6 protein-coding genes are annotated in these 4,775 nt (G+C 59.2%); 3 read left to right on the top strand and 3 right to left on the bottom strand.

Translation table 11 applies throughout. The annotated features are described in order from the left end of the window. The first annotated feature begins 57 nt into the window (after positions 1-57). Genes H1Y01_RS04405 through H1Y01_RS04395 form a run of 3 tightly spaced genes read left to right on the top strand, consistent with a single transcriptional unit; the run spans position 58 to position 2,260 of the window. Positions 58-795 carry an ATP-binding cassette domain-containing protein gene (locus H1Y01_RS04405; RefSeq protein WP_180539058.1) on the top strand — a complete coding sequence of 246 codons (738 nt, stop codon included), beginning with the start codon at positions 58-60 and terminating at the stop codon, positions 793-795. Then, positions 792-1,403 carry an ABC transporter permease gene (locus tag H1Y01_RS04400; protein ID WP_219341260.1) on the top strand — a complete coding sequence of 204 codons (612 nt, stop codon included), beginning with the start codon at positions 792-794 and terminating at the stop codon, positions 1,401-1,403. Before H1Y01_RS04405 ends, H1Y01_RS04400 begins: the two co-directional genes overlap by 4 nt. Further along, a complete protein-coding gene (locus H1Y01_RS04395) occupies positions 1,400-2,260 on the top strand; it encodes a glycine betaine ABC transporter substrate-binding protein (RefSeq protein WP_180539057.1) in 861 nt (286 codons plus the stop codon). Before H1Y01_RS04400 ends, H1Y01_RS04395 begins: the two co-directional genes overlap by 4 nt. 247 nt (positions 2,261-2,507) lie before the next feature. Here the strand turns inward: H1Y01_RS04395 and H1Y01_RS04390 are convergent, their stop codons facing one another. Genes H1Y01_RS04390 through H1Y01_RS04380 form a run of 3 tightly spaced genes read right to left on the bottom strand, consistent with a single transcriptional unit; the run spans position 2,508 to position 4,574 of the window. Further along, positions 2,508-2,720, bottom strand: coding sequence for an antitoxin Xre/MbcA/ParS toxin-binding domain-containing protein (locus H1Y01_RS04390; protein ID WP_180539056.1), 213 nt, complete (start codon positions 2,718-2,720; stop codon positions 2,508-2,510). 46 nt (positions 2,721-2,766) lie between these two features. Then, positions 2,767-3,540, bottom strand: coding sequence for an ABC transporter permease (locus H1Y01_RS04385; protein ID WP_180539055.1), 774 nt, complete (start codon positions 3,538-3,540; stop codon positions 2,767-2,769). Continuing rightward, entirely contained in the window at positions 3,537-4,574 is a 1,038-nt protein-coding gene (locus tag H1Y01_RS04380) for an ATP-binding cassette domain-containing protein (RefSeq protein ID WP_180539054.1), read from the bottom strand. The genes H1Y01_RS04385 and H1Y01_RS04380 overlap by 4 nt, the downstream gene beginning before the upstream one ends. Positions 4,575-4,775: the final 201 nt, after the last annotated feature.

Raw genomic sequence — 4,775 nt, 5'->3', positions numbered from 1 at the left:
TTGAGTGGCCGTTCGCTGAAACGCTGTTTGGTGTGTAGCTGCGTGTAAGTTAGTTAGATGGACGAGGCGGCGAAAGCGCTCCCGATCGAGTTTCGCCGCGTGTCGTATTCAGTGGCGGGGCGGGACGTACTTAAAGATATTAGTTTCCGTGTTCCGCCCGGCCAGACATTGGTTTGTCTGGGGCGTAGCGGTTCCGGTAAGACTACCGCACTAAGGCTGATCAACGGGCTGCTTCAACCATCTTGCGGGTCGGTGCTGGTTGGGGATAGGGCTGTCGGCGAGTGGGATCTGATCGATCTGCGCCGCAAAACCGGCTATGTGATTCAGGAAGCCGGTTTGTTTCCGCATTTCACGGTGGAGCGCAACGTAGGGCTGGTCCCTTCATTACTGCGCTGGCCGGCGGAGAAGATCGCGGCGCGCACGCGGGAGTTACTCGAACAAGTCGATCTGCGGGATTTTGCCGGCCGGTATCCGCGCGAGCTATCCGGCGGTCAACGGCAGCGCGTAGGAGTGGCGCGCGCTCTAGCTGCAGGTCCGGGTCTGATGCTATTGGATGAACCTTTCGGCGCGCTGGATCCGGTTACCCGGCTCGAGTTACAAAACCGCTTTCTTGCGATACGGGAGCAGGCGCAGGTAACTTCGGTCTTCGTCACGCATGATATTCGGGAAGCACTTAAGGTTGGTAACTTGATCGCACTCCTCAATCAGGGGTCGCTTGAGTTTTTCGGAACTCCCGATGAGTTTCGGCGCGGGACCGGTGAAGAGACGAAGCGGTTTCTTGAGGTTCTGGAGTGATCCCGCGAGCGATGCTTGAGGAGATCGGGGATCTTTCGCTCGAGCACTTATGGATGGTGGTTATCGCCATTGTGGCTGCGGCTGCGATTGCGATCCCAGCGGCGGTGATGATCTCACGGCGTCCGCGATGGACTCGGGCAGGGTTAGGTGTTGCAAATACAGTCCAGACCATTCCTAGTCTGGCTCTATTCGGTTTCCTGATTCCCATTCCGTTTCTGGGTGTTGGTAAAGCTACGGCGATTGTGGCTTTGGTTTTGTATGCGATCCTGCCAATCCTGCGAAATACGCTGCTGGGAATCAGTGGGGTGGACGCGGCGGTTCGCGAGTCGGCTCAGGCGATGGGGATGACTCCGAATCAGGTGCTGTTTCAGGTGGAGTTGCCGCTGGGCGCGCGGTCAATACTGGCCGGGGTGCGAACGGCTACTGTAACTACGATAGGAACCGCCACGATCGCAGCGGCTATCGGGGCCGGGGGACTGGGCGTGTTTATTTTCCGCGGGATCGCGGAGTTCGATCCGACGCAGATACTGGCCGGGGCGATTCCGGCGGCGCTTATGGCGATTCTTGCAGATGAGCTGCTTGGGTGGTTGGAACGGCGCATTGCATGAGGACCGTCTGTGTGGTTTGTGTTCTGGCGCTGGCCGGATGTTCGGGGCAACATCGGATTACGGTCGGGTCGAAGAACTTCACCGAGCAATTGATACTCGGGGAGATCATTTCGCAGCACATCGAGAACCGGCTGCATACGCGCGTTCGCCGCAAGCTTGACTTAGGTGGTACTTTTCTGACGCAGCAGGCGATTGTTACCGGATCGATTGATTTGTACCCGGAGTATACGGGGACCGCACTTACTTCCGTATTGAAACAGCCGGTGGTGAAGGATCCCGCGGCTGCGTTGGCCCGCGTGAGGGCGGGCTACGCGCGATGGAATCTGCGATGGATGAATCCGCTCGGCTTTGAGAATACTTTCGCGATGGCGATCCGGCGGAGCGACGCGGAGTCGCGGCATCTGAAGACACTAAGTGACGCGGCTGCGCCGGGGAATCAGTGGCGGATGGGGGTCGGCTATGAGTTCGAGCAGCGGCCTGACGGCTTACCGGGTTTACAGAAGACTTACCATCTCCAGTTGACGGGCGCGGTGAAGACGATGGATCTGGGATTACTTTACCGGGCGTTGGCGCAGGATCAGGTGGATATGGTTGCGGGGAACTCTACGGATGGCGCGCTTAGTGTCTTGCCGGTAACTATACTTCAGGACGAGAAGCATTTCTTTCCACCTTATGATGCGGCGATAGTGGTGAGGAATGCGGCTCTTGCGGAGTTTCCCGGATTGGAGGCGGCGCTGAGGGAGCTTGAGGGGAAGCTTGATACCAGGCTGATGCAGCGGTTGAATTATGAGGTGGACGCGAAGCATCGTCCGGTGCCTCAGATTGCGGCTGAGGTGTTGCAGGGAATCGAACGTTGAAGAGTGGCTGACAGCGGCGGACCCTCCCTTTCGGTCGGGCTCGGAGTGGGGCTGTACGGTTCCTTTTCATCCTTGGTTGTGAACCGAAGGATCACTACTAAGTGCGCCTGGCTGCCGAAGCGGGAGCTCAGCCGCGTTCACCTAGCCGGGCGGAACGGTGAATGTTTGCGGGTCATTTTCGCTGTTCCAACAACCTCGATCACTTATCCGAACACGCCGTGTTCGGCGCGGCCGTCGGGAGTGTCCATCACGTCGAGAGGTCTCTGTTGTTTAAGCCGGGAACAGGCGAGCGGAGCCAGGCAAGCGCCCGCTCTTTGGAGCCCAAGACCTCAATCGCCCTGGCTACCACATCGGCCGAAGCGAATGCGGGTGAACCCGCTTCCAACTGAGTCGCGTCGACCTCCAGGACGACCGCAATCTCTTTTCCATCAGGCAATTGAAGAGTTCCGTCGAGTTGCATTGACGCTCCAAGCGCATCTTATGATCGCCCGAGGAGCCTAGCGGCTTTACATGGAGCGCTGGTAAATGCGAAATGCGCGCGTCGCCACCCACATGCTTGCCAGTACAAAGATCAGCAGGATCAACAAACGGATTCCAACCGCCGACCAGTTGGGTGACACGCGCAGAGCCTCGCGGCCCGCTTCCACGGTCCAGGTGACCGGGTTGACCAGCGAGGCCTTCTGCATCCATCCCGGCATCAGCGGCTTTGCCATGTAGATCGGGGCAAGAAAGGTCATGGGTAGCAAGAGCATGTTACTCGCGCCGATCACTGACTCTTCTTTGCGCACTACCAGCGCGAGGGCGTTGGAGAGCGCGCCAAAGGCTGCCATCATCAACATCGCACTTACTAAGAGCAGCGGGATACCGACCAGTCCGCCGCCGTACCTTGCGCCCATAAGGAAGCCTAGCGAGATCAGAATACAGGATTGCACGGCGCCGCTGATGCACATGGCAATGATGCGGCCGGCGATAACGGCGGTGCGGCTTACCGGAGTTAGTAAGAAGCGGTCGATCACTCCGCGCTCCAGGTCCGCGATTATTCCCATGCCGGCCCATCCGCCGCCAAACAAAGCCGAAGTAACCACGACGCCGGGCATGAGGAAACTAATGTAGTTGCCGGTCTGAAAACCGGGTAACTCCACCACGCGGCGGAAAAGCTGGCCATAGAGCAGGAGCCAGATCACCGGCTGGACTAACATGAACACAATCCAGAACGGCTGGCGCATCAGAGCCATTAGATGGCGCTGCGTCATGTAGAAAGAATCGGAAATGACTTTCATCGTTTTCCTCCTTTGGTTTGCGCCGCGGTTTCAGACTCGGCGTCCCGTAGACTGCGGCCCGTGTGTTTGAGGTAGACATCGTCAAGCGACGGGCGCGCGATACGAACCGACATCGCTTTGATACCGGCGCGATCGAGCGCGGCAAGTACACCCGGAGCGGCCGAGGCGCCATGTTGGGCGCGGGCCCGGACGCCGGCCCCTTCGAGGGCGATTTCGGCGATCCCGTCGACTCCGGCCAGAGCCGCATGCACGCGCGATTCGTCCTCTATCTGCGCGAATTCGACGTGTACCGCGTCGCCGCGCAACTCGCTTTTAAGCCCTTCGGGAGTACCTTCGGCAACTAACCGGCCGCGATCCACGATACCTACGAGTTGCGCGAGCCGGTCGGCTTCTTCGAGGTAATGCGTAGTCAGCAGAATCGTGATTCCAATCTGCCCGGATAGGCGGCTGATCTCTTCCCAGAGTTCCGCGCGCGCTTCGGGATCAAGGCCCGTTGTAGGCTCATCGAGGAAGAGTACGGCGGGCTGGTGAATCAGACCCAGAGCTATGTCGAGCTTGCGCTGCATGCCTCCCGAGAAGGTGCGCACGATCTTATCGGCGGCCTCGCTCAGACGGAAGCGGGCGAGTAACTCCGTGATGCGGTCTTCAAGCGCCGCGCCGCCGAGACCGTAGAAGCGGCCCTGCAAGCGAAGATTCTCCCGGCCGGTAGCATTGGCATCGACTCCGGATTTCTGAGCGACGCAACCAATCACGTTGCGAACAGCGGATGGGTTGCGCATAACATCAATGCCCGCTACCGTCGCCGATCCTGAATTGGCGCGGGAAAGAGTGGTAAGGATCTTGACCGTGGTCGACTTCCCCGCCCCGTTGGGACCGAGTAATGCGTAGACGCTTCCCGAGGCCACGGAAAAGGAGAGCCCGTTAAGTGCTTGAACGCCGTTAGGATACGTCTTGACGAGACCTTCCGCGCGGATTGACGCGTCCGGATTCGCGCGGGACTGGCTCACGGCAGGGGTTGGATTTACAGCTGTCATAGACACCATTCGCAATGATAGATGGTCGCGCGGGCGACCGCATTTGATCACATACGACGGCGGCGCTCGGTTAGTTCGCGGATTTTCGGACCGGACCCAGCAGGTGTGCGATCAAGAGCGCCACGCCGGTCATCGCTAGCCCGGCCACAGCGTCAGCCAGATAGTGATACCGGCCGTATACCGTGGCGACCGCGATCAATC

The organism is Nevskia soli (genome assembly GCF_903970205.1).
Lineage (GTDB): Bacteria > Acidobacteriota > Terriglobia > Bryobacterales > Bryobacteraceae > Bog-113.
The sequence above is the reverse complement of the archived record's forward strand: the minus strand, read 5'-3'. Positions and strand labels throughout refer to the sequence as shown.